This is a genomic window from Bacillus sp. Leaf49 (assembly GCF_001426125.1).
In the GTDB taxonomy this organism is placed as follows: Bacteria; Bacillota; Bacilli; order Bacillales; family Bacillaceae; genus Bacillus; species Bacillus altitudinis.
Window position 1 is genome coordinate 159,294 of record NZ_LMRK01000025.1, and the last position, 23,269, is coordinate 182,562.

Consider the following 23,269-nt stretch of genomic DNA (forward strand, 5'->3'; position numbering starts at 1 on the left):
TGTTTGGAGGTAAAGAAATGTCCAACATGACAAACGGTCTTCAAAAAAACCTTAAGACAAGACATATTTCAATGATCTCCATTGCCGGGGTCATTGGGGCAGGGCTATTTGTTGGTAGTGGTGCTGTCATTCATTCTGCAGGGCCTGGATCGATTCTTTCCTATTCATTTGCCGGACTTCTGGTCATCTTTATTATGAGAATGCTTGGAGAAATGGCATGTGCCTATCCGACAAGCGGCTCTTTCTCACAATATGCGAGCGACGCCATCGGCCCGTGGGCCGGGTTTACAATCGGCTGGCTTTACTGGTTCTTCTGGGTCATCGTCATCGCCATCGAAGCCATTGCCGGTGCTGCCATTATTCAATATTGGTATGGAGATGCACCTGTTTGGCTCACAAGTCTTATCCTCACAATCCTCTTAACTTTGACAAATATCTTTTCTGTTAAATCTTTTGGCGAATTTGAATATTGGTTTTCATTGATTAAAGTCGTCAGCATTATTCTATTCCTACTCATTGGTTTTGCATTTATTTTTGGTTTTGGCGGTCATCATACTGCAGGTCTTGCTAATTTAACGGGAAATGGCGGTTTCCTTCCAAACGGGTTCGGCTCTGTGCTCCTCGGGATTGTCGTTGTCATCTTTTCCTTCATGGGAACCGAGATTGTGGCAATTGCCGCAGGTGAATCAGCAGACCCTGTCAAATCTGTGACAACAGCTACCCGTTCAGTTGTATGGCGTATTATTGTGTTCTACGTCGGGTCGATCGCCGTCGTTGTCACTTTACTCCCATGGAATTCAGCGAATATTTTAACAAGCCCGTTCGTTGCAGTATTAGAATACATCGGTGTCCCATCAGCCGCTCAAGTCATGAACGTCATTGTTTTAACAGCCGTTCTTTCTTGTTTAAACTCCGGCCTATACACAACGTCCAGAATGCTTTATTCATTAGCTGAAAGAGGCGAAGCACCAAAACGTTTTATGAAAATCAGCAAACGCGGTGTCCCTGTAGCAGCGACAGTCGCAGGTACCTTCTTTTCCTATATTGCCGTCATGATGAACTACTTTTACCCTGAAACCATCTTTCTATTTCTAGTCAATGCCTCTGGTGCCATTGCACTTCTTGTCTACTTGGTGATTGCCGTTTCACAATTAAGAATGCGTCGTAAAATTGAAAAAGAAAATCCAGAACAACTCAAAATCAAAATGTGGCTGTTCCCATACCTTACGTACTTTACCATTTTGGTCATCTGCGCCATCTTGGCCTCTATGCTGTTTATCGAATCGATGAGACCTCAGCTCATACTGACAAGCATCATTACCATCGGTGTACTAGCCGCCTACTTCATCTTTAAACCGAATAAAAAAGTGCCTGCAAGTGCAGCGCTTGAAAATAAACACCCTTAATTCTCCCGCTGAAAAGCGGGTTTTTTTATTTTATTCACCTATTTGGATGTCCGCACTTATAATGTATCAAATTGATTTTAAGTGAGGATTAGTCAACATGAACCTAGAAAAGTTTGTTGACGAGCTGCCAATTCCAGAAGTCGCAGAGCCCGTCAAAAAAAACCCAAGACAAACGTATTATGAAATCGCTATGGAGGAGGTGTTCCTAAAAGTTCATAGAGATCTGCCCCCAACCAAGCTATGGACCTATAATGGCAGTTTGCCGGGTCCAACCATTAAAGCGAATCGAAATGAAAAGGTCAAAGTGAAATGGATGAACAAATTGCCGCTGAAACACTTCCTGCCTGTCGATCATACCATTCACGCTGGACATCATGATGAACCCGAAGTCAAAACAGTCGTTCACCTACATGGGGGCGTGACACCTGCAAGCAGTGACGGTTATCCGGAGGCTTGGTTTTCGCGAGACTTTGAAGCGACCGGCCCCTTCTTTGAACGAGAGGTTTACGAATACCCTAATCACCAGCAAGCATGCACATTGTGGTATCACGATCATGCCATGGCATTAACACGATTAAATGTATACGCCGGATTAGCTGGCTTTTATTTGATCTCAGATGCGTTTGAAAAATCACTCGAATTACCGAAAGATGAATATGATATCCCTTTAATGATCATGGACCGGACATTCCAGGAGGATGGCGCACTGTTTTACCCAAGTAGACCAAATAACACACCAGAAGATAGTGACCTTCCAGATCCCTCTATCGTGCCATTTTTTTGCGGGGAAACGATTTTAGTCAATGGAAAAGTATGGCCGTATTTAGAAGTAGAGCCGCGAAAATATCGTTTTCGTATCTTAAACGCATCCAACACAAGAACTTACGAGCTTCATCTAGATAACGACGCCACAATCTTACAAATTGGATCTGATGGCGGCTTTTTGCCAAGACCTGTTCATCACCAATCTTTTAGCATTGCACCTGCTGAACGTTTTGATGTCATCATCGACTTCTCAGCTTACGAAAACCAAACGATTATTTTAAAAAATACGGCAGGCTGCGGTCAGGAAGTCAATCCAGAAACAGATGCGAACATTATGCAGTTTAAAGTCACTCGTCCGCTCAAAGGAAGAGCAGCTAAAACATTACGTCCGATCTTCAAACCACTGCCACCGCTCCGGCCGAGCAGAGCTGATAACGAGCGGACGCTAACTCTTACTGGCACACAAGATAAATATGGGCGCCCAGTTTTATTACTAGATAACCAGTTTTGGAATGATCCTGTCACGGAAAATCCTCGACTTGGTAGTGTAGAGGTATGGAACATTGTCAACCCAACAAGGGGCACACACCCTATTCATTTACATCTTGTTCAATTTCGGGTGATTGATAGAAGACCATTCGATACAGACATCTATCAATCAACAGGTGAAATCGTGTATACAGGACCAAATGAAGCGCCTCCTTTGCATGAACAAGGATACAAGGATACAATTCAGGCGCATGCCGGTGAAGTCATTCGCATCATCGCTCGGTTTGTCCCATATAGCGGACGATATGTGTGGCATTGTCACATTTTAGAACACGAGGATTATGACATGATGCGGCCGATGGATATCATTTAGTAAATATGAAACCTCCTCTTTGTTAATTGCGTAATATGAAAAAGGGCTAACAGCTTCTATATATTAGCCCTCTATTTTCTTTTCAATCTCCATGAGAAAAAACGAACAATGTATCGCATGAATGGCATTTTTTTGAACATTCCACACTTAAAAAGTTGACGAAGTAAACCGATAATACTACTATATACCCATTACCTCTATCAAAAGGCACTTAAGAAACCATGCACAAACAAATAGAAAATCGTCATAAAAAACGGAGGAGTTCAATTTGAATGAAGAAAAAGAGACTTGCCAGGTCAAGCAAGAAACAGTGGCAGGTAACAGGGAGAAGCTTTCAATTCATGAAAACGAGAGCATTCGATCAAACATTGAACAACTAACAATTGAACTCGGTGAACAAAAAGAATTAAATCACTTCATATTAGATGAAAAACAGAAGGCCATCAGCACATTATCGGCTCTCATTGCAAAAGGTGATTGTGATGAAGAGTTAAAAGCTCATTTTGTACAAGCATTACATATCGGGCTCTCTGTTATAGAGATTATGGAGATCATTAAGCACTGTACAAAGGTTGCGGGATTCCCTCATTCCATTAATGCCTTGTTTATTTTTCAAAACTTACTAGATGAAAACAATAAATAAGAGAAAACGAGAAGTCTTCTGTCCTCTCGTTTTTTTATTTCCACTTACTTTACTCTCTTACGCTGATTCTGTCACAGTAGCAAAATATCAAAATACCACTCATTTCCTTGCTTAAAAAGTGATGTTGATTTCACAAATCCGCATTTTTCACCAACACATCCCATGACAAAATAAAAAAACGTCCAGTTATATGAAATAACTGAACGCGCACCTTTTACCGATTGACAGTGAAATTGTTAACAATCCCGCCTTCTTTCTCCCAAGCGGTTTCTACTGTTTTCTTCTTAATATCATATTCAAAAATGGTTCTGACCTTCGCCTTTCGTCCTGTGTCATCCTTTAATTCCTTTGCGTTCTTTGCAACACCTAAGAAATAAACAGATGTACCATCCGCAGAAAATTGCGGCTGGGCAGCACTTAAAATACGTACATCCTGACTGTTTTTAACAAGTGTCTTCGTTTTTCCTGTATCTACATCCATCACCTTAATAGATGATACTTCTTTTTCATTTCGAACCTTCACTTCTGTATAAATGAGTTTTTTATGATCTGGTGAAAAAGAAATATCATTGATGGTTTGAGAAATACGTGCAATTCGCTTTCCCTTCTCACCTGTTTGTAGGGTAATCTTCATGGTCGTTGGTTCAGGATCCATTCCTTTTTCATTTGCCTCATCCGTCTTTTTATAATCCTCTTTTAACGAATAATGCTGAATGGCCAACAGATTTGATGCTGGATCATAAGCAAAAGAACTCACCGTATCATCATCACTTTTTTCTGGATATAACACTTTCACTTTCTGTGTTTTCAAATCAAAAGACGCTACATAAAATTGCTCACCTGAATCCTTGTTATACCTTAAATATAACTGTTTTCCGTCACCAGAAAGTCTCATACTGTCGATTGAATCGTCACTCGTAAAGAGCGTTTTTTCTTTATCCGTTTTCACATTCAATTCCCGTATACTTACTTTTTGTGTGTCTTCATCTGTATACGTGTAGTATAAAAGCTGTTTTGCCTGATCATAAGCAATTGAAGGATATGCTGTCAGTTTTTCTGTATGAAGCGCCTTGTCATGCAAGTAATAAGTATTGTTTAACTTTTGATCCGTAAATGAAACAAGCAATTCGTCTTTTGCATCTTGATTTGTTTTCACTTTTCCTGCATGTTTTGCCTCTTGCCCCGGCTTCATCATGAAGAAGATGACGGCCGCAATCACTGCGACTCCAATTACTGTGATGATCCACCATGTTGATTTTTTCATTGACTTTCAGACCCTCTCCACAAGAAAAGAAGCCAGAAAATGAACTTTTCCCGCTTCTTTGCATGCCTATGTATTAATAAGTGTAATGCCCTTTGACGACACCTTTACTTGTTGAATACCCAAGTGCTTTGAATGCTTTCGGACTTACGTCTAATACTGCGTTTGGCATTCTACCTACATCATATTTATATACTGTAATCACTTTATGTGGTTTCGCTTTTGTTGTCACTCTTAGTTTTGTACCTTTTTTCGGTACGTCAAATCCCATTTTTGTTGCTGCATCCCAATGACCGAGTTTTTTTCCATCTGCGCCTTTTTTACCGACACCATTATACCATGTAATATTGCCGCTTACTTTTTTTGCACTTGCTCCATGTGAGAAACTAAACGCTAAAAATAAACTAGCTACTGTTACGATTGTCGCGATAAGCTTTTTATTCATTAAAAAATCCTCCGTATTTGGTTTCTGACCCTATTATACATGAAGATGCACCCAGTTATTTTACAGTCACATTACAATTTGAATACAAGTTGACCACTTAATGACCGGTTTTGTTCATAAATTTCACCAAAAACAGCCAGAACATCGTAAGTAGACCTCCCCTTTCGTTTTATATAATAGAAATGAATCAAAGATAAGGAGGAATTTTCATGAAAAAGTGGTTCATCGTTTTGAGTGTAAGTTTGATCTTCGTTTTGATGCTTTCAAGTATTCCTGCCTCTGCGGCTGGTCCTCGTCACGGCGCCATCGTGACACAAACGGATGAAGCCAAATGGTCAGGTATCACGGCTGATATTGTGCTGCCAAAAACAGCAACCATTAAAAATGGCTATGCCGACTGGTATCTTGGTCTCGGTTCTGCCGTTGTTGAAAGCGGGATTTCAAAAACAGCTTCTGGCTATAAGGTATTCCTGGGCACCGGCTCCCAAGGCGGCAGTCAATATTGGAACAGTGAATACGATTCAAGTATTAAAGATGGTGCACGTGTCAACTTAAAGCTCATCAACAATGGTGATGGCACAGTGTCACTATACGTCAACGGGAAACTGCGCTATAAGCAGCCTGTTTACAACCCTAGCCGTCTGAAAGACCTCGATGTTGTCAAAATGGTACACGGCGTACAGGATAATGGAACAAACAGCTACTCGCAAGCAAGTTTCTCTAATGTACAGCTTCGTGCAAATACATCTGGAAGTGTCTATAAAAAATGGGACGGCACCGTCAAATCATCTCTTTTACGCAAAAATCTAGAATCTGGTGCTCCGGCTCCAAAATTCACGGTCATTTCTTCTGTTCCACTTAGTACAACCCTTTCAGCACAATAAAACACGAGCACCAACTTTGGGTGCTTCAAAATTGCTGACAAAGAGCTAAAATGATTTTATTTTAGCTCTTTGTCTTCTTTTCAGCGTGCAAGAAAACCTTTGCAGTCTAGGAAGGGCGAGCACCGGCGCGCAGGCCTGACACCGAATGCGAGGGTTTGTCTACACGCTGGAGCACCCAACTTTGGGTGCTTTTGATTGTTCACAGCTTATCAACACTTCTCTTTTAATCAAAACATCAATTCGTGGTAACATAAGCATACATACTTTGAAGAACAAAGGAGAAAGAACGTGAGAAAAAGTCTACTTGTTTTCATGAGTCTTGTTGCAACCTTCTCTATCCTAGCAGCTTGCTCAAATACGGCAAAAGAAGAAAAAACAGAATCTACGGCACTTCCAACGATTAATGAACGCATTCAAAATGAAACGAAAGAGGTCATGGAGCAGTCTAAGCTCGTAAAAGACACAGCGATCACCGTTGATCAAAAGAAAAAAGTCATTTCCTTAAACGTGACGGCTTCATCTGAGACCAATAGTGATTACGCTGAAGTCATTGGTTTGAACTTTGCCAAAACACTAGCTATTGGTGCATCCACTGAAAAGGAAAACAACCTGCATAAACCGGAAAATGACAGCCTCGGCGCCCTCTACTCCTTTTATGACCTAAACATTACCGTGAAACAGGAAAACGGAAAAGTACTGGCAAAAGGAAAGAAAACAACAAACGAAACAAAGATTACCTGGGAGAGAGCCCAGTAATTGGACAAGAAAATCCTTTATGGATTTTCTTGTTTTTTTTAACAAAACTATTAACATTGTGAAAAGAATGCCGATGAGTAAGATTGTGTTGGTTCTTAAGTACCAATAATTCTTATTTACATATCGGAGGAAAGTATCATGAAAAGAACAACGGAATTTGTTTTAGGCTTAATTGGAGGAATTTTTGGGTTTTTTGGTGCAATGTTTGCCATTGCCTTTGGAGGACTCGATGCCGCATTTAGTGAATCAGGTACGAGTCAAATCACAGGATTAGGCTGGGCAGCAATGCTTTTCTCTATTCTTGCGATTGTGGCATCTGTTATCGTGAAGAAAAAAGCAAAGCTTGGCGGGATTTTATTATTAGTATCTGCTGTTGGTGGTATTATTTCTATTTCTATGTTCTTTATCCTTCCAGCTGTATTAATCCTCATCGCAGGATGCATGGGTGTGTTTAGAAAAGAGCCTGTCAAAACAGTTCCAACTGAATAAAGTTGATATAAAAAAGCTTGTAGAGGGTCGCTCTACAAGCTTCTTTTATTGTATATTTTCATTTAAATCTTCTCTTATGATATGAATCAGTGTATCAATATCCGAGTGAGCTCTAGATGCTAATCGTACCAGCAAATGATCGATATACTCATACAAATGACGATCTTTCAACATATACTTCCCATAATACGGAATGACAAAGAAATAGAGCAAATCAGCTACTTCTAGAGCAACGTCATCGCCAACTTCATTCTTTAGCGCCTCCCCAACACATTGGATCAGCCAATTCAAATCTTCTTTCTTTTCAATCGGAACGTACATCAGCTGATGAATACGGTCCGTATCTCCCGTTTGTAAAATCTGCTCCGCTGCTCCCTTTGATAGAGCACCAATCTCTTTAGAAGATATGTTAAGAACCGCGAATTCATTCTCTGATCTGTCTTGATCCATTTGCAGCACGTTTTGGTCCATCTCGACTCACTCCCCGTTCTCAGATACTTTTATTATAAGGAATTCACCTGATTTTTTATGGAAATAGTGGATTTTTTTATGTAATTTTAAACAAAAAAAGAACCTATAATATGATTCAATCTCAATTGGCATAAAAAAACCATTGCACTTTATTTCAATCTATCTCAATATATGTATGTTAGTAGATTGAAAGGGATGAGACAAATGAAGATGAAACACCCGTGGATCAAAGGAATTATTGTCAGTGTGGTTCTCGTTCTTGGGCTTGGAATTTTTCCTGTCCAGCTGCCCTTTTTACACATGACTCATGTGACACCAGTCGCAAAAGCAGCCGCACCGAAATACGTGACAACAGCGAATGTTCATCTTCGCAAGGGACCTGGAACAAAATATAAAGGAAAGACGGGTTACGTCAGCTTTCAATATATCAAAAAAGCAGGCAAAAGCTCACCAGCTTCATATGCTGCTCCTTCCACTAAAACGCCAGGTACGTATGTAAAAGGGATATTGGTTGTGAATAAGAAACATAGACTCCCATCTTCATACAATCCAGGAGAAAACAAACAAGCGAGAAAAGCTGTAAATGCTATGACAGCAAAAGCAAAAAAAGCAAACATCCGACTCACCGCTTTTAGCACCTTCCGTTCATACGACCGTCAGCGTGTCTTGTACAACAATTACGTCGCCTCTCATGGCAAAAAACAAGCAGATCGATTTAGCGCAAGACCAGGCTATTCCGAACATCAAACCGGCCTTGCTTTTGATATCGGCGGTGCCAATTCAAAACATTGGGCTGAAGATTCTTTTGCCAATACAAAAGAAGCGAAATGGCTAGCCAAACATGCCCATGAATTTGGTTTTATCATCCGTTATCCGAAAGGTAAAGAAAAAGTGACAGGCTATCAATATGAACCATGGCACCTCAGATACCTCGGATCAACCAATGCGAAAAAAGTAAATAAGAGCGGTAAAACCCTTGAAGAATATTTAAACATAAAAGGATAACTACAAAAGCACTCTTTTTCTTCAGAGTGCTTTTTTCATATATTCTCTTCTCTTTTTTTCATCGCAGCCGCCAATTCCACTTCACCCTCTGCTTCCAGCTGTTCAATAATGCGAGCATAATCTCTTTCATGGCGATTTTGACTTAACTTAAAAGCAGCTTGAACTTCATCAATGATGATTTTGAAGCCCACAATCCCTTTCATTTGTTTCTCTAGCAGTTCCTCAGACAACGTATCCCATAACACTGGCTGATCTCTATGACTTTCATATGTCTCCAGCATCGCTGTTAATTCCTTGACCAGTTCTGATTTTTCGAGCAGTGCAGCCTTTCCATATACATGTACAGCTTGATAATTCCACGTCGGTACGGCTTCTTTCTCATACCATGAAGAGGATATGTAGGCATGCGGCCCTTGAAAAATGACGAGCACCTTCTCGTTCTCTTCAAACGTTTTCCACTGAGGATTTCCAATCGCCATATGCCCTGAGATCACATACGAATCGCCAATTTGATGAAAACTCACTGGAATATGTGTCGCAATGGGCTTTTCATTCGTTGTCGTCACAACTGTAGCAAATGAATGAGATTGAATAAATGATTTGATTTTCTCCATATCTTTCACTTGAAAAAATGATGGTACATGCATGTTCCCTTCCCCCCTTATTTAATTAGTAGCTTCTCTTTTTGCCTTTTTTCACATCTTCCCAATCTTTTTCGATATTCTTTCGCACCCTTAGAAGATACTCATAAATCTGTTCCGCTTCCTCTTCAGAAAATCCATCCAGCGCTACCCGATTTGAATGATCATGTTCTCGTTTGATCATTGGATAGACGGCTTTTCCTTTCTCAGTTGGAAACAGCTTCTTGATTTTCCTATTCACTGTGTCATCTTTTTTCTCAATAAAACCATGCAGCTCTAATTTTTGAATAGCCCGGGCCGCCGTTGTTCGGTCTACCTTGATCATCTCCGCTAGTTTCTCCTGAATGATGCCAGGCTCCTCACAAATACGCACAAGATACAAATACTGCCCCTTCGTTAAATCATACTCTTTAAATTCAATATTACTAATGGAATCAAGCGCCCGAGCAATCACGCCAATCTCCCGCAAAATTTCTCTCATTTATCACGCCTCTTTTTTATTGTATTTACATAAATTTTAAAAATTAGTATAGCTCATGAATATTGTATATGCAATAAAAAGCCCACTTCCTCTCTGGAAGTGGGTTCAACCTCTTATTTATCACGCCTCTTCGATCCAAACAATCCAAACACGACAGCCAGTGCAACAATAATCGCCACCCAAGTCGTAAAGCCCATATGATCACCGCTTTTCTTTTTAAAATCATCTCATCTCTTTATGTTAGATAAAATCAAAAAATCACTGTCTCTTTAGTTAACGGATGTAAAGCGGTGAAAGTTTCAATTCATTTAACGCTCTTAACCAAAAAATAGACAAAACAAAAACCCCTATATTTCAAGGGGTTTTCGAGGGGTGTTACATCATTCCACCCATGCCGCCCATGCCACCCATATCCGGCATTCCGCCGCCTGAGCCGCCTTCTTCTGGTTTGTCAGCTACGACTGCTTCAGTTGTAAGAAGCATAGCTGCTACAGAAGCTGCGTTTTGAAGTGCAGAGCGAGTGACTTTTGTTGGGTCAACGATTCCTTTTTCGATCATGTTTACCCATTCGTTTGTTGCTGCGTTGAAGCCTACACCAATTTCCTCGTTTTTCAAGCGCTCAACGATGACTGATCCTTCAAGACCTGCGTTGTGAGCGATTTGACGAATTGGCTCTTCAAGAGAACGTAGAACGATGTTGACACCTGTTTGAACGTCACCATCAGCTTCGATGGAAGCGACTTTGTTGTATACATTCACAAGTGCTGTACCACCACCGGATACGATACCTTCTTCAACTGCTGCACGAGTTGAGTTCAGTGCATCCTCGATGCGTAGTTTACGTTCTTTTAGTTCTGTTTCAGTTGCAGCACCAACTTTGATGACAGCAACGCCGCCAGCTAGTTTTGCAAGACGTTCTTGTAATTTTTCTTTATCGAATTCAGAAGTTGTTTCTTCTACTTGCGCACGGATTTGGTTCACACGTGCTGCGATTTGAGCAGAATCTCCTGATCCTTCTACGATCGTTGTGTTTTCTTTTGTAACAACCACTTTAGACGCACGGCCAAGCTGACCAATTTCAGTTGATTTCAGGTCAAGTCCTAGGTCTTCTGTGATTAATTCTCCGCCAGTTAGAACAGAGATGTCTTCAAGCATTGCTTTACGACGATCACCGAATCCAGGTGCTTTTACTGCCACTGCGTTGAATGTTCCACGAAGTTTGTTCACAACAAGTGTTGCAAGTGCTTCGCCTTCTACATCTTCAGCAATGATCAATAATGGTTTTCCTTGTTGTACGACTTGCTCAAGTACAGGAAGGATTTCTTGAATGTTTGTGATCTTTTTATCAGTGATTAAGATGTAAGGATTTTCAAGAACCGCTTCCATCTTATCAGAATCAGTTACCATGTATGGTGAAGCATAACCACGGTCAAACTGCATTCCTTCAACCACTTCAAGCTCAGTTGTGAAACCTTTAGATTCTTCAATTGTGATGACACCGTCGTTTCCTACACGCTCCATCGCTTCAGCAATGAGGCTACCGACTTCTTCATCTGCTGCAGAAATAGACGCAACTTGAGCAATTGATTCTTTACCTTCGATTGGTTTAGAAATCTCATGCAAGCCTTCAAGTGCTACTTTTACTGCTTCTTCGATTCCTTTACGAACACCAACAGGGTTTGCACCAGCTGTAACGTTTTTAAGACCTTCACGGATCATCGCTTGAGCTAGAACCGTTGCAGTAGTAGTACCGTCACCAGCTACATCGTTTGTTTTGCTTGCAACTTCAGCCACAAGTTTTGCACCCATGTTTTCAAATGCATCTTCTAATTCGATTTCTTTTGCAATCGTTACACCATCATTTGTGATAAGTGGAGAACCGAATTTTTTCTCAAGAACCACGTTACGTCCTTTAGGTCCTAAAGTTACTTTTACAGCATCTGCAAGTGCATCTACACCACGTAACATCGCACGACGTGCTTCTTCACTGAACTTAATATCTTTTGCCATAATAACGAAACCTCCTCAGTCTTTTTAGAAATATATCTCAATCTTTGTTTATGTGATTAACCAATAACAGCTAAAATGTCGCTTTCACGAAGGATTAAATATTCTTTTCCTTCATATTTCACTTCAGTACCTGCATATTTTGAGAAGATAATGCGGTCGCCTGTGTTTACTTCTAACGCAACGCGCTCACCACTTTCAAGTACACGACCTGAACCTGCTGCAACAATTTTACCTTCTTGCGGTTTTTCTTTTGCAGAATCCGGTAAGACAATACCGCTAGCGGTTTTTTCCTCAGATTCAACGAGTTCAATGATTACGCGATCGCCTAATGGCTTTAACATAAGAAACAACCTCCTCAATTTTTATATGTAGTCTTTTTTAGCACTCATCACTAGCGAGTGCTAACACATTTATTATAATAAAGAATGTCTTCTGTAATTTCAAGTAAAAACCTTTAAAAATTTTTACGCTTTCATGATCTTTTTTTATCACCGATTCTTTCCTTTTCAACGAAAAAGAAGACTTGTGTTACAATAAATCTAGTTCTTTTAGTAAAGGGGTTTTCGTTACTTGAAAAAACAATATTGGTACATCATCTTAACGTATATATTGGTGCAGGTTTCTGCGTTTCCGTATGTGTTCATCATGAAGTGGTTAGGTTACATTCAGACACCGATGACACAAGCAGAGCTCTCCAAATTGTCAGGAACATGGACAATCATCAGCTTCTGTATTGGACTAATCATTATTCTGCTCATCCTTCGGACTGTACCAAAAGCTTCACTCCGAAATGAAGCACCGGCATCAGTCGGCGTGGCAATCGCTTGGATCATTGGCGGTTTCTTTCTTTCCCTCTTTGCACAATCCATTGCGGGGGCGATTGAACAATATGCATTTGGCATTAGCCGAGAATCCGAAAATACTCAAAACATTTTAGCCATTATGGATGCAGTTCCATGGCTTGTCATCGTCATCGCTCTGATTGGACCGATATTAGAAGAAATCATTTTCCGAAAAATCATCTTTGGTGTCGTTTATGAAAAAACGAATTTTTTCATTGGCGCACTTGTCAGTTCAGTGGTTTTTGCTGCTGTACACAATGATTTCCCACATATCTTGCTCTATACCGCAATGGGCTTTACATTTGCCTTTTTGTATGCGAAAACAAAACGAATCATTGTGCCAATCGGTGCTCATATGCTGATGAATTCGCTCGTTATCCTTGTGCAGATTGAGCCAGTAAGAAAAATGATTGAAGAACAATCTCAAACAATGCAAATGATTATTGGAGGCTTTTTCTCATGAGAAACCCTGTCGTATGGGGCATTATTTATTTTGCCGTAGGTGTGGCGTTCACCTATATGGCCATTCAAAATCCAGGTGACATGTGGTCATTTTACAGCATTTTGCTGATGGTGTTTGCGGCCTATAATATTAATATCGCGTTAAAAATGTTTGCTTTTTCTGTCAAAATGAAAAAACAACAGCAAAAATAAAGCAGAAACCATTTTCCGCCGTTTGGAAAATGGTTTTTTATGGAGGTCATGTTTTCATGGAACACGAAAAACTGAACATCATGAACAATCAGCATGAAACGATTGGTACAGCCGCTCGATCTGATATCCATGCTGAGGGCCTTTGGCATGAAACCTTTCATTTCTGGCTTTTAAAAAAGGAAGATGACACAGTGTTTCTCTATTTTCAGCTGAGGAGTCCCTCCAAAAAGGATTTCCCTTCTCTATTTGATATCACAGCAGCAGGCCACCTTCTCGCAGATGAACAGCCTTCTGATGGCATCAGAGAAGTCGAAGAAGAGCTTGGTCTCTCCATCTCGTTTGAGAACCTTACCTTTGCTGGTGTCATTAAAGATGAAATCCATATGCCATCGTTTACCGATCGTGAGTTTTGCCATGTGTATCTTTATATGGATCAAAAAGAGCACATGGATGTCCATCTACAGAAAGAAGAAGTTGCTGGACTTTATAGAGCAAGGCTGATGGATGCACAGCAGCTTTTAAGTAGAGAATGCGAAAAAATGAACATCGAGGGCTTTGAAGTGGATGCAGACGGCAAGCGATGTGAGGAAAAGAGAGAGGTCCGTGTACATGATTTTGTCCCGCATGAACCTGCGTATTATGAGCATCTCTTTCAAGCAATCAATCAATTTCTTTCGCAATAGAAAAAGCATCGTGATCCCTATTTGGATCACGATGCTTTTTTATGAGACAACATCATTTTCTTTCTCCTCTGTCTCTGTTTGCTGCATTTTGCGATAGGTCACTCTTGAAATGACAATACTCACTTCATACAAAACGAGCATTGGCAAGGTAACCATGAGGTGAGAAACGAGCTCTGGCGGTGTAATAAGTGCGGCAATGACAAGGAGGACAAAATAGGCATACTTCCGTATTTTCGATAAAAACATCGGTGTAATGATGCCAAGTCTAGTGAGAAACATCAACACGACAGGCATCTGAAACAAAAAGCCAAATGGAAGTGTTAACTGCATCAGAAATGTAAAATACTCATGAATCCCAATCACTTGCTCCACATGTAAATCATTTGACATCCGCATCATAAAGTCGACGACAAACGGAAACAAAATAAAATAAGAGAAAGCCACACCGCTCAAAAATAAAAGCAGTGCAATCGGAATATAAGCAAGTGTCACCTTTCTTTCTTTTTCATATAAGCCAGGACTCACAAACGCCCAAAGCTGATATAAAATCACGGGACACGTCAAAACAAGAGCAATGACAAAAGCGAACTGCATAAACACGTACAGTGGATCTGTGAGCTTAAATGCGTTCAATGTCAGTGTGGCCGCTTCATCGGTATTTTGTAAATACACAATGACCGGCTTAGCGAGAAAAAAACCTGCCACCATAAAGGTGACAAAAAACATCGCAATGATCACTAAACGTTTTCGCAGTTCCACAATATGCTCCATAAGCGGCATATCTTTGACATTCATGAAGCTCATCCTATTCTACTGATCTTCTTTTTTCTTTTTTTCTTCCTGATCATCAGCTAAACCTTTTGTGGCATTTTTGAATTCACGTAATGTATCTCCTGCTGCTCTTCCTAATTCAGGAAGCTTTTTCGGCCCAAAAATAATGAGCGCAACAACCGCAATCAGAACCAAACTTCCAGGACCGATCGGACCCATTTGCTCCACCCCCTTTACCCCTTTTCGTCAGTCCTCCTGTGTAACAGAGTAATGCTTTAAGAAATACACAAGAGACTGAAGTTCAACCGCCAAATCTATATGATGAATTCGAATGTGTTCCGGCACATTCAATCGAGCCGGCGTAAAGTTAAGGATTCCTTTGATGCCAAGGGCAATCAAACGATCTGTAATGGATTGAGCTGCTACGGCAGGCACTGTCAAAATCGCAACAGGAATATCTCCTACCTCTTGCACATGCTCTTCAAGCTTATCCAAATCATAGACAGGCACGCCGCCTATCTCACTTCCTATTTTACTCTCATTGACGTCAAAAGCCATTGAAATTTTTGTATTATTATTTTTAATGAAATTATAATGTAAAAAAGCAGTCCCTAAGTTCCCGACACCGATGAGCATAACATTCGTCATTTCATCTTGGTCAAGGGTCTTTCTAAAGAAGGTCAAGAGGTAATCGACGTTATAGCCATACCCTTTCTTCCCAAGTGCACCAAAGTAAGAAAAATCTCGGCGAATGGTGGCAGAATCCACTTTGACTGCATCACTAAGCTCTGCCGATGACACCCTTTGTTTTCCTGATGCATGCAGATTTTTTAAAAAACGGTAGTAAAGCGGCAAACGTTTGGCTGTCGCTTGTGGAATTTTTGACTGGTCTATATTCATATAAGATCCTCCAACTTAAATATCAGATGCTCTGTGAAAATCACCGTTTTTCCCGCCTGTTTTTTCTACTAGATAGGTCGGGCCGATGATCATTCCTTTGTCTATTGCTTTGCACATGTCATAAACGGTCAGTGCACATACTGAGGCAGAAGTGAGCGCTTCCATCTCCACACCCGTACTTCCTTTTGTTTTCACTTGTACTTGTATGTTCAGAATGTACGCATTTCCGTCTTCCTCCCAATCAAAGGAGATATCGACACCTTTTAATGCAAGCGGATGGCACATTGGAATGATAGTAGATGTTTGCTTTGCTGCCATGATGCCAGCTACCTGTGCGACAGATAGTACATCCCCTTTTCCAATACCATGCTTTTGTATTTGATGAAATACTTCTTTTATCATACGAACGCTTGAAACAGCAACGGCAGTTCTCACTGTAGACGATTTGTCACTAATGTCGACCATCTTTGCTCTTCCTTGTTCGTTAAAGTGGCTAAATTGACTCATCTTTCAACGCTCCCTCACTCAAATCATACACTATTTTTTCCTATCTGTCTTTCATTTGACCATGGCAGCCGTATGTAAGATTTGCCGGTTTACTGCTGATAAGCTACACTTAACATATTATAGCAGAGGTGAAGTTACATGATGATTCTACAAGTGAATCAGCTGTCCAAATCGTTTGGCGCTGATACCGTTTTAACGAATATAAAATTGGAAGTCAAAGCGAGGGATCGTATTGCCATTGTTGGTCGTAACGGTGCAGGAAAATCCACGCTTTTAAAAATCATTGCCAGTCAAATGTCTTACGAACAAGGTGAGATCATCAAACCGAAAGACCTATCCATTGGATATCTAGCACAGCATACAGATGTGACGTCTACACGTACGCTAAAAGACGAACTACTATCCGTTTTCGATCATTTAAAAGAAATGGAACAAGAGATGAGAACCATAGAAGAGAAAATGGCTTCTTCCACAGGAACAGAATTAGATTCTCTAATGAAAACCTATGACAGGCTGCAGCAAGCATTTAAAGATCAAGGCGGCTACCAATATGAAGCAGATGTCCGCTCCATTTTACACGGACTCGGCTTTAGTCATTTTGAAGATCATACAACCGTCCAATCCTTAAGCGGCGGTCAGAAAACTCGTCTAGCGCTTGGAAAGCTATTATTGATGAAACCAGAACTCTTGATTTTGGATGAGCCAACCAACCATCTAGATATTGATACCTTATCATGGCTTGAGCAGTATTTGCAAAATTATACAGGAGCCATTCTCATCGTTTCCCATGACCGATACTTCTTAGACAAAGTCGTAAACCATGTATATGAAGTGTCAAGAACAGCGATGAAAAAGTTCGCTGGGAACTATAGTAAGTATCTTGACCAAAAAGCTGAGCAGCTAGAGCGTGATATGAAGCTGTATGAAAAACAACAAGAAGAAATTTCGAAGCTTCAAGATTTCGTGGATCGCAACTTAGCAAGAGCCTCCACCACAAAGCGTGCTCAAAGCAGAAGGAAACAGCTGGAACGGATGGATCGTTTAGATAAGCCGTTAGGAGATGAAAAATCCGCAAACTTCCATTTCGATATTATGAGGCAAAGCGGAAATGACGTGCTGAAGGTGCATGATCTCGATATTAGTTACGATGAAAAAACGCCGCTCCTCTCCTCCCTCTCTTTTCATATTAAACGGGAGGATAGCGTGGCACTCATCGGTCCTAACGGTATCGGGAAATCAACTCTTTTAAAAACCTTAACGGATACGTTAAAACCAGTAAAAGGCGATATCAGCTTTGGTTCTCATGTGACGATTGGCTACTATGATCAGGAACAAGCCAAGCTGACATCCTCCAAGAAAGTGTTAAATGAACTTTGGGATGATTATCCCCATATGACTGAAAAAGACATTCGGACTTGTTTAGGAAACTTCCTTTTTTCAGGTGATGACGTCTTAAAGCCTGTACATGCATTAAGCGGTGGAGAAAAAGCACGACTTGCGCTGGCAAAGCTGATGCTCCAAAAAGCCAATTTCCTGATTCTTGATGAGCCGACGAACCATCTTGATTTAGACAGTAAGGAAATTTTAGAGAATGCACTGATTGATTATCCAGGCACCATCTTGTTTGTTTCGCATGACCGTTACTTTATCAATCGCTTGGCAACAAAAGTACTTGAGCTTTCGCCAGATGAAACAAAAGAATACCTCGGTGACTACGACTACTATCTTGAAAAGAAAAACGAACAATTAGAGCTTGAAGCACTCCAAACTCAGGAGACGCATAAAAAACAAGCAGAAAAACCAGTAGAAACAGCAAAACTTTCCTATGCAGAAGAAAAAGAACTAAAAAAGAAAGAAAGACAAAAGCAGCGCCGAATTGAAGAAATTGAAGAGCGTATCGCTGTCATCGAAGACAAGCTCGGTGAAAACGAAGAGCTTCTATGTGATCCTGCTATTTTCCAAGATCACGAGAAAGTACAAGCCATTCAAACAGAAAATGATGCGCTCAATCAAGAGATGGAATCACTTTTTGCGGAATGGGAAGATCTATCAGATGCATAAAGAGTGCCCTAACGGGTGCTCTTTTTTTAAGGAGAGAATCTTTATCCACAACGATACCCACAATAACATCTTGATTATTCTTAAATATTTTAAAGTTATCCACTTTATCCACAGTATTTTAATCACATATCCACATAAAAGATCACATTTATACACATTCTCTTCATTTTAAAACAAATTTTCTAACAATTGTGGATATATAACGTTTACATGTGAATAAATCGCTTTCATTTCAATAGAAAAAAATCCTGTATATCCACAGGAGTTCCAAATTGTTGACAAAGGGCTAAAATGAACTTGATTTTAGCCCTTTGTCTTCTTTTCAGCGTGATAGAAAGCCCTTGAAGTCTAGGAAAGACGATTACTGGCGCGGAGCGAATTTGATATTCGTGAGCACCAGCACGCAGGACTGACAAAGAATGCGAGGGTTTGTCTACACGCTGAAACTCCTGTATCAACAGGAGTTCTTATTCATAGGAGACAAGCGGCAGTCCAGGTTGACCGTTCATTGCCATGTCGCCTCTTATTCCCTTTTCAAATGCAATGGTTCCCGCAGCAGCAATCATGGCTGCATTGTCTGTACAAAGAGACAATGGCGGAATCATGACATTCACTTCAGGTAGCTTCGCAAATGCTGAAGTAAGGGCTTCTCTAAGACCTTTATTGGCAGCAACCCCGCCAGCTAGAACGACTTGTTTCACACCATACGCTTCAGCCGCTTTTAATGTCTTTCCAACCAGCACCTCAATCACACTTTCTTGGAAACTTGCAGCCAAATCCTCTGGCGCAATGGTTTCACCCTTTTGAGACGCATTGTGTAGTGTGTTGATGACCGCTGATTTTAAACCGCTGAAGCTAAAATGATAGGACCCTTCTTCAAGCCATGCTCGAGGAAGCTTAATCGTTGGCTCCCCTTCATGTGCCAATCGATCAATGTGAGGTCCCCCTGGATATGGCAGACCCATTGTCCGAGCTACTTTGTCATACGCTTCTCCAGCCGCATCATCCAACGTTTCACCAATGACCTCAAAAGACCCATGCTCTTTCATCAAAACAAGCTCAGTATGCCCACCAGAGACGACTAGAGCTAAACAAGGAAACACCAGTTCACCAACGAGCTGGTTCGCATAAATGTGTCCAGCAATATGATGAACACCAACAAGCGGAATTTGATGTGCAAAACTCAATGCTTTGGCTGCATTAACACCTATCAAAAGTGCACCAACTAAGCCCGGTCCTTCTGTCACAGCAATGGCATCTAAATCCTGAAAGGTCATATTGGCCTGCGTCATGACTTCTTCTAATACGATCGTCATTTGTTCCACATGATGCCTTGAAGCGATTTCTGGTACCACGCCGCCAAATCGTTTATGGCTTTCTATTTGTGAGGCGACAACATTCGCTACGATCTCTTTCCCATTTTTCACAATGGACGCAGCTGTTTCGTCACAGCTTGTTTCTATACCTAATATGAATCGATCTTTTTTTTCACTCATTTATCTTCACCCACATGACTAATGCATCTTCCCCGTTATCCGTATAATAATTTTTTCGAATAGAAGCTGGTTTAAAACCTAGCTTTTCATAAAGGGATTGTGCTGGCGTATTTGATACCCGCACTTCTAGTGAAAGATGATCTGTCTTTTTTTCTTTGCAAAATTCCATGACATATCGAAGCAGCGCTTCCCCGTATCCTTTTCCCCGGTGCTCAGGGAGAATCGCAATATTCGTAATTTGTGCATCATCCATGACAATCCAAACGCCGCAATACCCAACAGGCTGACCATCTTCTTCAATGAGGAAATAATGGCTGTATTGGTTATGGAGAATTTCATAGACAAACGACTCTTTTTTCCAAGGCGCTGTAAACGAATGCACTTCAATCGTATATACCTCTGGGATGTCCTCTACTGTCATTCTTCGCATCTCTACTGTGTTGAGATTATTTTTGTCCTTCAAGCCATTTCACTTCCGCTTCTGCCAAACGAATATAATTAGGAACAAGCTGATGGACATCTTCAGCAGGGCGGTCTGCCCCCAAAAATGCGAGCACTGAAGGTCTTGGGTTGTGAAATGCCTCGTCTGCTAAAACGGCGGTTTCTCCAAGTATGGAGAGTATATTCTCTTGATGAAGATGCACATCATGTCCAAGAAATAAAACAGGATTCCCTTCCTTTTTCAGCTCTTGAAGCCAATCAGTGAGCAGGATATTTTGATCAGGTTTCACTTCTTTTATCTTTCCACCTTCAAATGTATATAACCCTGTATAAACTTGTCCTCTTCTTGCATCAAATATAGGAGAAATCATTCCATCAAAATATCGAGCATTTGCCGCCAGCGTTTCTAAACTTGAAACAGCAGCTATCGGGATAGACAGCGTCCAAGCAAGTGTTTTTGCAATGGTCACACCGATTCTAACGCCAGTGTAAGAGCCGGGTCCTTTGGCTACAACAATTTTGCTTAATTCGTTCGGTGCTACGCCGCATTCTTTCATCAGTGCTTCAACTGTCGGCATTGCACGTACTGAATGATTCTTCTTTAAGTACGTAATACTTTCCCCAACCACAGTGTCATCACGGATAACAGCTATTCCGAGTGTATGGTTTGACGTATCAATTGCCAGTATGGTCAATGTTTTTCATCTCCTTACAAAGGGCCTCATAACGCTCCCCTTTTGCATAAAACGTGAGATGACGTTCTTCTTCACGTTCTGTTCTCAGCATTTCAATTTTTAAATACGATGAAGGCAATTGAGGTTCAATGAGATGTGCCCATTCAACCAAACACACACCTTCCCCCTCAAAATATTCGCCCAGTCCAATATCTTCTTCCGCATCTTCCATACGATACACATCCATATGATAAAGTGGCAGTCTGCCATCCGTATATTCTTTAATAATTGTAAAAGTAGGGCTGTTGACGATACGGGTAATACCTAAGCCTTCTGCAAAACCTTTTGAAAAAGTCGTTTTACCTGCGCCTAAGTCTCCTTCTAATGTTAAGACATCGCCGGGCATCACAAGTGTAGCCAAGGCAGCAGCAATTCGTTTCGTCTCATCCGCACCTTTTGTTGTCCACGTTAACTTCATGGTGAAGTCACCTCATTTCTTAAAATGATTATATCCTTTTTTCATTAAAATTGTTTGTTGATCATGGTCTTTTAAAATAACGCTGGACGCTTGGTCATCTTTGACTTGTCCAATACGCGTGACCTGAATGTGTTCTTTTTTACATTGCGTCTCAAATCGCTTCCAATCCGTTTCAGGGATCGTACCAGTTAAGACAAAATCCTCTCCACCGAACAAGACCCATTCAAGCCACTCTTTATGTAACAACGGTAGATGTGGATGTTTTGGGAGCTGATCAGCTTCAATTTCAATCGTCACACGACTGGCTTCCGCTATTTCGTTTAACTCACTCGCTAATCCGTCACTCACATCATTCAAGGTCACCCGGGGGAAGCTTGAACAAATAAGGCCAGCAGCAATATGGGGCTGCGGCATTTTGTGTCGCTCTAGAAAAAAAGCAGTGTCAATCGAATGTGCAGTATTTACTTCATTCATTAAAAGGGATAGCCCAGCAGCTGATGAACCTAGTTCACCTGTGACAAAGACAACGTCTCCTGTCTGAGCACTATGACGGTAACAGGCTGATCCCTTTGGAATCTCACCAATGACCGTTACTGTGATGACAAAGTCACTGCGGGTGGCTACTGTATCTCCACCGATTAAATCCATATGATATGTGTCAGCCAATGCTTTCATTCCCTCGTAAAAAGCTGCGACAATTGCTTCATCCCCATGAGGCGGGATCGCGATTGATACAAGATAATACTTAGGGGTTCCTCCCATGGCTGCAATATCACTGATATTCACTGCCAGCGCTTTAAATCCAACCTCAAAGGGTGTGGAAAAATCAAATCGAAAATGGACATGCTCTACCATTGTATCAACACAAACGACCTCTTCACAATGTGAATGAGGTTGATAAACACTAGCATCATCACCGATGCCCATGACCAAAGAACGCTGATGCGTTTCTTTTGGTGTAATTCGACGAATAAGATCAAATTCATCCATAAAAGACAGCCCCTTCATACAATCAACTGATTGAGCAAACATGATGTCAGACACAGTTAGTATTAGTGTAGCGAATATGAGCCTCGGTTCCAACTAAAAACGATATAAAGAAAGCCTGGTATAAAAAAACCAGGCGTTGTTTGTTGAAGTCATGATCTTTTCTTATCACATTTAGTGTAGCCAAACACAAGGAGTTTCATTGCGTCTAGGATACTTATTGAAAGAAAAAGACATAAAAAAAAAACGAAACTATACGTTTTCGTTTACAAGTCATAAAAATGGCGGTCCGGACGGGACTCGAACCCGCGACCTCCTGCGTGACAGGCAGGCATTCTAACCAACTGAACTACCGGACCATTTTGGCTGTACTCAATGAGCACTCGCTACTTAATAGGTAAAATAATTTGGTTGCGGGGGCAGGATTTGAACCTGCGACCTTCGGGTTATGAGCCCGACGAGCTACCGAACTGCTCCACCCCGCGACGATATAAAATGACAAGCTTGGCGGCGTCCTACTCTCACAGGGGGAACCCCCCAACTACCATCGGCGCTGAAGAGCTTAACTTCCGTGTTCGGTATGGGAACGGGTGTGACCTCTTCGCTATCGCCACCAAACCTGATGGAGAGAATGTTCTCTCAAAACTAGATAACAA

27 protein-coding genes, 2 tRNA genes and 1 rRNA gene are annotated in these 23,269 nt (G+C 41.0%); 11 read left to right on the top strand and 19 right to left on the bottom strand.

Translation table 11 applies throughout. The features are described 5' to 3' along the window. The first annotated feature begins 17 nt into the window (after window positions 1-17). From gabP to ASG46_RS19295, 3 genes are all read left to right on the top strand, one after another. Window positions 18-1,406: a GABA permease gene (gabP, locus tag ASG46_RS19285; RefSeq protein ID WP_024719380.1), complete on the top strand. Its 1,389-nt coding sequence runs from the start codon at window positions 18-20 to the stop codon at window positions 1,404-1,406. Between the two features lie 97 nt (window positions 1,407-1,503). Then, window positions 1,504-3,033 (top strand): multicopper oxidase family protein, encoded by a 1,530-nt coding sequence (locus tag ASG46_RS19290; RefSeq protein ID WP_056705775.1) that lies wholly within the window; start codon window positions 1,504-1,506, stop codon window positions 3,031-3,033. 268 nt (window positions 3,034-3,301) lie between these two features. Further along, window positions 3,302-3,676 (top strand): carboxymuconolactone decarboxylase family protein, encoded by a 375-nt coding sequence (locus ASG46_RS19295; protein WP_056705778.1) that lies wholly within the window; start codon window positions 3,302-3,304, stop codon window positions 3,674-3,676. A gap of 214 nt (window positions 3,677-3,890) precedes the next feature. Here ASG46_RS19295 and ASG46_RS19300 read toward each other — a convergent pair whose 3' ends face one another. Next, entirely contained in the window at window positions 3,891-4,940 is a 1,050-nt protein-coding gene (locus ASG46_RS19300; protein ID WP_017359848.1) for a hypothetical protein, read from the bottom strand. A 73-nt stretch (window positions 4,941-5,013) separates the two neighbouring features. After that, entirely contained in the window at window positions 5,014-5,382 is a 369-nt protein-coding gene (locus tag ASG46_RS19305) for an RlpA-like double-psi beta-barrel domain-containing protein (RefSeq protein ID WP_008344356.1), read from the bottom strand. Between the two features lie 209 nt (window positions 5,383-5,591). Here ASG46_RS19305 and ASG46_RS19310 point away from each other — a divergent pair, with 209 nt between their 5' ends. From ASG46_RS19310 to ASG46_RS19320, 3 genes are all read left to right on the top strand, one after another. Then, complete coding sequence (locus ASG46_RS19310; RefSeq protein WP_056705780.1) at window positions 5,592-6,266, top strand: hypothetical protein; 675 nt, start codon at window positions 5,592-5,594, stop codon at window positions 6,264-6,266. A 288-nt stretch (window positions 6,267-6,554) separates the two neighbouring features. Then, a complete protein-coding gene (locus ASG46_RS19315; RefSeq protein WP_017366718.1) occupies window positions 6,555-7,022 on the top strand; it encodes a hypothetical protein in 468 nt (155 codons plus the stop codon). Between the two features lie 138 nt (window positions 7,023-7,160). Beyond that, window positions 7,161-7,511 carry a DUF4064 domain-containing protein gene (locus tag ASG46_RS19320; RefSeq protein WP_056705783.1) on the top strand — a complete coding sequence of 117 codons (351 nt, stop codon included), beginning with the start codon at window positions 7,161-7,163 and terminating at the stop codon, window positions 7,509-7,511. Window positions 7,512-7,556: 45 nt separating this feature from the next. Here the strand turns inward: ASG46_RS19320 and ASG46_RS19325 are convergent, their stop codons facing one another. Further along, the gene (locus ASG46_RS19325) at window positions 7,557-7,982 is read right to left on the bottom strand and encodes a hypothetical protein (RefSeq protein ID WP_035391494.1); all 426 of its coding nucleotides are present in this window, start codon (window positions 7,980-7,982) and stop codon (window positions 7,557-7,559) included. Between the two features lie 204 nt (window positions 7,983-8,186). Between ASG46_RS19325 and ASG46_RS19330 the strand changes: the two genes are divergently transcribed. Further along, window positions 8,187-8,987, top strand: coding sequence for a M15 family metallopeptidase (locus ASG46_RS19330; RefSeq protein WP_056705785.1), 801 nt, complete (start codon window positions 8,187-8,189; stop codon window positions 8,985-8,987). A 35-nt stretch (window positions 8,988-9,022) separates the two neighbouring features. On the opposite strand, the gene ASG46_RS19335 is transcribed toward ASG46_RS19330, so the two are convergent. The 4 genes from ASG46_RS19335 to groES all read right to left on the bottom strand — a co-directional run bounded on the left by ASG46_RS19335 (window position 9,023) and on the right by groES (window position 12,460). After that, on the bottom strand, window positions 9,023-9,634 hold the full coding sequence (locus tag ASG46_RS19335) for an FMN-binding negative transcriptional regulator (protein ID WP_056705788.1): 612 nt from the start codon (window positions 9,632-9,634) through the stop codon (window positions 9,023-9,025). A gap of 22 nt (window positions 9,635-9,656) precedes the next feature. Beyond that, window positions 9,657-10,109 carry a MarR family winged helix-turn-helix transcriptional regulator gene (locus tag ASG46_RS19340; protein ID WP_008344363.1) on the bottom strand — a complete coding sequence of 151 codons (453 nt, stop codon included), beginning with the start codon at window positions 10,107-10,109 and terminating at the stop codon, window positions 9,657-9,659. 375 nt (window positions 10,110-10,484) lie between these two features. Beyond that, the gene (gene groL, locus ASG46_RS19345) at window positions 10,485-12,119 is read right to left on the bottom strand and encodes a chaperonin GroEL (protein WP_007496015.1); all 1,635 of its coding nucleotides are present in this window, start codon (window positions 12,117-12,119) and stop codon (window positions 10,485-10,487) included. Window positions 12,120-12,175: 56 nt separating this feature from the next. Next, window positions 12,176-12,460 carry a co-chaperone GroES gene (gene groES / locus ASG46_RS19350; protein WP_003214120.1) on the bottom strand — a complete coding sequence of 95 codons (285 nt, stop codon included), beginning with the start codon at window positions 12,458-12,460 and terminating at the stop codon, window positions 12,176-12,178. 229 nt (window positions 12,461-12,689) lie between these two features. Here groES and ASG46_RS19355 point away from each other — a divergent pair, with 229 nt between their 5' ends. The 3 genes from ASG46_RS19355 to ASG46_RS19365 are packed head-to-tail and all read left to right on the top strand — an operon-like array spanning window position 12,690 to window position 14,298. Continuing rightward, window positions 12,690-13,424, top strand: coding sequence for a CPBP family intramembrane glutamic endopeptidase (locus ASG46_RS19355; RefSeq protein WP_046342812.1), 735 nt, complete (start codon window positions 12,690-12,692; stop codon window positions 13,422-13,424). After that, entirely contained in the window at window positions 13,421-13,615 is a 195-nt protein-coding gene (locus ASG46_RS19360) for a YdiK family protein (RefSeq protein WP_017366710.1), read from the top strand. Before ASG46_RS19355 ends, ASG46_RS19360 begins: the two co-directional genes overlap by 4 nt. A 56-nt stretch (window positions 13,616-13,671) precedes the next feature. Continuing rightward, a complete protein-coding gene (locus tag ASG46_RS19365; protein WP_008344370.1) occupies window positions 13,672-14,298 on the top strand; it encodes an NUDIX hydrolase in 627 nt (208 codons plus the stop codon). Between the two features lie 39 nt (window positions 14,299-14,337). On the opposite strand, the gene tatC is transcribed toward ASG46_RS19365, so the two are convergent. From tatC to moaC, 4 genes are read right to left on the bottom strand one after another with little or no spacing between them, the layout of a single operon-like run. After that, the gene (gene tatC, locus ASG46_RS19370) at window positions 14,338-15,102 is read right to left on the bottom strand and encodes a twin-arginine translocase subunit TatC (RefSeq protein WP_090756407.1); all 765 of its coding nucleotides are present in this window, start codon (window positions 15,100-15,102) and stop codon (window positions 14,338-14,340) included. A 6-nt stretch (window positions 15,103-15,108) separates the two neighbouring features. Then, entirely contained in the window at window positions 15,109-15,288 is a 180-nt protein-coding gene (locus ASG46_RS19375) for a twin-arginine translocase TatA/TatE family subunit (protein WP_008344374.1), read from the bottom strand. A 27-nt stretch (window positions 15,289-15,315) separates the two neighbouring features. Beyond that, window positions 15,316-15,969: a redox-sensing transcriptional repressor Rex gene (locus tag ASG46_RS19380; RefSeq protein WP_008355687.1), complete on the bottom strand. Its 654-nt coding sequence runs from the start codon at window positions 15,967-15,969 to the stop codon at window positions 15,316-15,318. A gap of 15 nt (window positions 15,970-15,984) precedes the next feature. After that, a complete protein-coding gene (moaC, locus tag ASG46_RS19385) occupies window positions 15,985-16,476 on the bottom strand; it encodes a cyclic pyranopterin monophosphate synthase MoaC (RefSeq protein WP_035391505.1) in 492 nt (163 codons plus the stop codon). Between the two features lie 138 nt (window positions 16,477-16,614). Here moaC and ASG46_RS19390 point away from each other — a divergent pair, with 138 nt between their 5' ends. Continuing rightward, a complete protein-coding gene (locus ASG46_RS19390) occupies window positions 16,615-18,537 on the top strand; it encodes an ABC-F family ATP-binding cassette domain-containing protein (RefSeq protein ID WP_056705790.1) in 1,923 nt (640 codons plus the stop codon). A gap of 467 nt (window positions 18,538-19,004) precedes the next feature. On the opposite strand, the gene tsaD is transcribed toward ASG46_RS19390, so the two are convergent. The 8 genes from tsaD to rrf form a co-directional block, all read right to left on the bottom strand. Next, on the bottom strand, window positions 19,005-20,033 hold the full coding sequence (gene tsaD, locus ASG46_RS19395) for a tRNA (adenosine(37)-N6)-threonylcarbamoyltransferase complex transferase subunit TsaD (protein ID WP_017359857.1): 1,029 nt from the start codon (window positions 20,031-20,033) through the stop codon (window positions 19,005-19,007). After that, window positions 20,026-20,454, bottom strand: coding sequence for a ribosomal protein S18-alanine N-acetyltransferase (gene rimI / locus ASG46_RS19400; RefSeq protein ID WP_008344382.1), 429 nt, complete (start codon window positions 20,452-20,454; stop codon window positions 20,026-20,028). The genes tsaD and rimI overlap by 8 nt, the downstream gene beginning before the upstream one ends. 25 nt (window positions 20,455-20,479) lie before the next feature. Further along, a complete protein-coding gene (gene tsaB / locus ASG46_RS19405; RefSeq protein ID WP_056705794.1) occupies window positions 20,480-21,169 on the bottom strand; it encodes a tRNA (adenosine(37)-N6)-threonylcarbamoyltransferase complex dimerization subunit type 1 TsaB in 690 nt (229 codons plus the stop codon). Continuing rightward, window positions 21,150-21,626 carry a tRNA (adenosine(37)-N6)-threonylcarbamoyltransferase complex ATPase subunit type 1 TsaE gene (tsaE, locus tag ASG46_RS19410; protein ID WP_017359859.1) on the bottom strand — a complete coding sequence of 159 codons (477 nt, stop codon included), beginning with the start codon at window positions 21,624-21,626 and terminating at the stop codon, window positions 21,150-21,152. Before tsaE ends, tsaB begins: the two co-directional genes overlap by 20 nt. A gap of 12 nt (window positions 21,627-21,638) precedes the next feature. After that, window positions 21,639-22,616 carry a thiamine-phosphate kinase gene (gene thiL / locus ASG46_RS19415; RefSeq protein WP_017359860.1) on the bottom strand — a complete coding sequence of 326 codons (978 nt, stop codon included), beginning with the start codon at window positions 22,614-22,616 and terminating at the stop codon, window positions 21,639-21,641. 279 nt (window positions 22,617-22,895) lie between these two features. After that, window positions 22,896-22,972, bottom strand: a tRNA-Asp gene (locus tag ASG46_RS19420). Between the two features lie 49 nt (window positions 22,973-23,021). Then, a tRNA-Met gene (locus tag ASG46_RS19425) sits at window positions 23,022-23,098 on the bottom strand. A gap of 17 nt (window positions 23,099-23,115) precedes the next feature. Beyond that, window positions 23,116-23,231: ribosomal RNA gene (rrf, locus tag ASG46_RS19430) — 5S ribosomal RNA — on the bottom strand. Window positions 23,232-23,269: the final 38 nt, after the last annotated feature.